At 64.8% G+C, this 2954-nt stretch carries 3 protein-coding genes; 2 read left to right on the top strand and 1 reads right to left on the bottom strand.

The features are described 5' to 3' along the window. The coding region (gene rpsT, locus ACMO6A_RS08270) for a 30S ribosomal protein S20 (RefSeq protein ID WP_418471075.1) at nucleotides 1-360 on the bottom strand (360 nt) is incomplete at its 3' end. 386 nt (nucleotides 361-746) lie between these two features. Here rpsT and ACMO6A_RS08265 point away from each other — a divergent pair. After that, complete coding sequence (locus ACMO6A_RS08265; protein ID WP_009608653.1) at nucleotides 747-1196, top strand: hypothetical protein; 450 nt, start codon at nucleotides 747-749, stop codon at nucleotides 1194-1196. 100 nt (nucleotides 1197-1296) lie between these two features. Next, a partial coding sequence (lepA, locus tag ACMO6A_RS08260; protein ID WP_418471074.1) for a translation elongation factor 4 occupies nucleotides 1297-2954 on the top strand: 1658 nt, incomplete at its 3' end.

Genomic DNA, 2954 nt, shown 5'->3' with positions numbered 1-2954 from the left:
CATCTCGGCGAGACGGGCGGCCTTGCGCTCGGCCTTCTTGGAGCCGGTCTTCTGCTCCTTCTTGGCCGGCTTCACGTAGGCGGCGCGATCGGCGTCGGTGGCAACCGTGTTGGCCAGGGCCATGATGCCGCTCTTGCGGTTCGCAGCCTGGTTCTTGTGGATGACGCCCTTCGAGGCGGCCTTGTCCATCAGGCGGCACGCGGCGCACGCGGCGGCGTAGGCCTCGGCGCCGTTGCCGGCGGCGACGGCGTCCTTCATGCGACGGGTCGCGGTCTTGAGCTCGCTTTTGACCGCGCGGTTGCGCATGCGGGACTTCTCGTTGGTGATGATGCGCTTCTTCTGGCTTTTGATGTTCGCCATGGGTGATGTTCCTCCAATTTGCAAAACCTGTCTGATACCGTGCGTTTCCGGCGATGCGGAGCGTTTGGCGATCTCGAGAGTCGCAACTGCACGGTGACGACAGCCTCGCATGCGATCCCCTTCGGGGGAACCATGGCGCGCCCGCGCAGGCGGGCAGCCTCGATGCATGGTGAAACAGGCGGGATTTCTCTGTTTCGCGGACCAATCGGTCACCGGCACGTACGAATCTTGAAGCGCAGCCACGTCTGCAGATCGGCGATGAAACCATCGCGCGAACGTATTTGCCGGATACACAATGCGATAGAATAGCAAACGTTGAGCGCTTTTTCACGCACAAATGCAAAATCGCGCACGTTTCTCCATCAACCTGGGAAAAGGAGCCTTCCATGCACCGTTGCGACTTTCGCTTGCCCGTCCGCGTACTGGCCGCCGCCGCGCTGCCCCTCATGGGCGCTGTGACCCTCGCAGGATGCTCCGGCGCGTCCCAGCATCAGGTGATCGACCGGAACGTCGCCTGCTCCTCATGCCATTCCGACGAGAAGCCCGTCTACGAAGGAGCGACGGTGCCCTCGGAAACCGTTGAGAGCGGGTCGCGGGTGCAGGTCAAGACATCGGGAGCCGCGGTTGCCGTCGTCGCGCGACCCGTGTTCACTGCCGAGGACGGCTCGGGTTTCGTGCCTGTGATCGATTCGTCCGTCGCCTTGGACGGGGGAGAGGCGGTCGTGGAGCTGGAGGACGGCCTCTGGGCGCTGTGCCTGGACGAGGGCGACAAGGCTCGCGCCAAGCTCGTGCGCGTCGATTCCGCGAGCGATGCGACCGCTGTCGTGGAACTGTAGCGCGCGAACCCTGTCCGCAGCGCGCGAATAGGGTAGAATAGGCTCCGTTTTCCCGAAGCGCCCGCATGCGTGCGAGCGCGCGTCATTTGAAAGACAGGCTATGACCACCGATCCGAACTTCATCCGCAACTTCTCCATCATCGCGCACATCGACCATGGCAAGTCGACGCTGTCCGACCGCGTCCTCGAGCTCACGGGCACGGTGGCCAGCCGCGACATGCAGGCCCAGCTGCTCGACAGCATGGACATCGAGCGCGAGCGCGGCATCACCATCAAAAGCCAGGCCGTGCGCGTGGACTACACGGCCGACGACGGCCAGACCTACCAGTTCAACCTCATCGATACGCCCGGCCACGTCGACTTCACCTACGAGGTGAGCCGAAGCCTCGCCGCGTGCGAGGGCGCCGTGCTCGTGGTGGACGCCACCCAGGGCGTGGAGGCGCAGACCGTGGCCAACGCCATGATGGCCATGAACGCGAACCTCGACATCATCCCGCTCATCAACAAGATAGACCTTCCCGCGGCCGAGCCCGACCGCGTGCGCGAGGAGATCGAGGAGGGCCTGGCCATCCCCGCCGACGATGCGGTGCTCGCGTCCGGCAAAACGGGCGAGGGCGTGCACGATCTGCTGGAGGCCGTGGTGTACAACATTCCCGCGCCCGTCGGGGACGCCGACGCCCCCTTGCGCGCGCTCATCTTCGATTCGTACTTCGATCCGTACCGCGGCGTGGTGGCGCTCGTGCGCGTGGTGGACGGCGCCGTGAAGAAGGGCGACAGGGTGCTCATGATGGCCACCGGCACCGAGGTGCTGGTGGAAGAGGTGGGAGCGCGCCGCCCGGCCGAGACGCCGCTACCGGAGCTGTCGGTGGGCGAGGTGGGCTACCTGGTCACCGGCCTGAAGGACGTGCGCCAGGTGAAGGTGGGCGATACCATCACCGCCGTGCGCGGCGGCGTGGATGAGCCGCTGCCGGGATACCGCGACGCCAAGCCCATGGTGTACACGGGCCTGTTCCCCCTCGACGGCGACCAGTACGAGCCTCTGAAGGAGGCGCTGGAGAAGCTGTCGCTCAACGACCCGGCGCTGGCCTGGGAGCCGGAGAAGTCGCACGCGCTGGGCTTCGGCTTCCGCGTGGGCTTCTTGGGCCTGCTGCACATGGAAGTCATCAAGGAACGCCTCGAGCGCGAGTTCGGCCTCGACCTTCTGGCAACGGCGCCCAGCGTGGAGTACCACGTGTACCGCCAGGGCGGCGAGATGATCTCGCTGCACTCGCCCCAGGAGATGCCCGACCCCGGCGAGATCGAGCGCATCGAGGAACCCTATCTCAAGGCGAAGATCCTCATTCCGCCCGACTACGTGGGCGCGGTCATGGAGCTGACCACGGCACGGCGCGGCACCTTCGTCACCATGAACTATCTGTCTCCCACGACGGTGGAGATGCTGTGGGAGATCCCGTTGTCGGAGCTTATCATGGACTATTTCGATAAGCTTAAGTCGAACACGAAGGGCTACGCCTCGCTCGACTACGACTTCGACGACTACAAGCCCTCGAAGCTGGTGAAGCTGGACATACTGCTTTCGGGCAAGCCCATCGACGCGCTGTCGTTCATCGTGCACAAGGACAAGGCGTACGATCGCGGACGCGTGCTGACGGAGAAACTCAAGGAGATCATTCCGCGCCAGATGTTCGAGGTGCCCATCCAGGCAGCCATCGGCGGGCGCGTGCTGGCGCGCGAGACGGTGAAGGCGAAGCGCAAGGA

Source organism: Eggerthella sp. (assembly GCF_048329335.1).
Classification (GTDB): Bacteria; Actinomycetota; Coriobacteriia; order Coriobacteriales; family Eggerthellaceae; genus Eggerthella; species Eggerthella lenta.
This window is presented reverse-complemented; position numbering and strand designations above follow the sequence as displayed.

Excerpts from the sequence above, each read along its gene's own strand:
- ACMO6A_RS08265 (WP_009608653.1), top strand. The coding sequence starts at position 747 with ATGCACCGTTGCGACTTTCGCTTGCCCGTCCGCGTACTGGCCGCCGCC.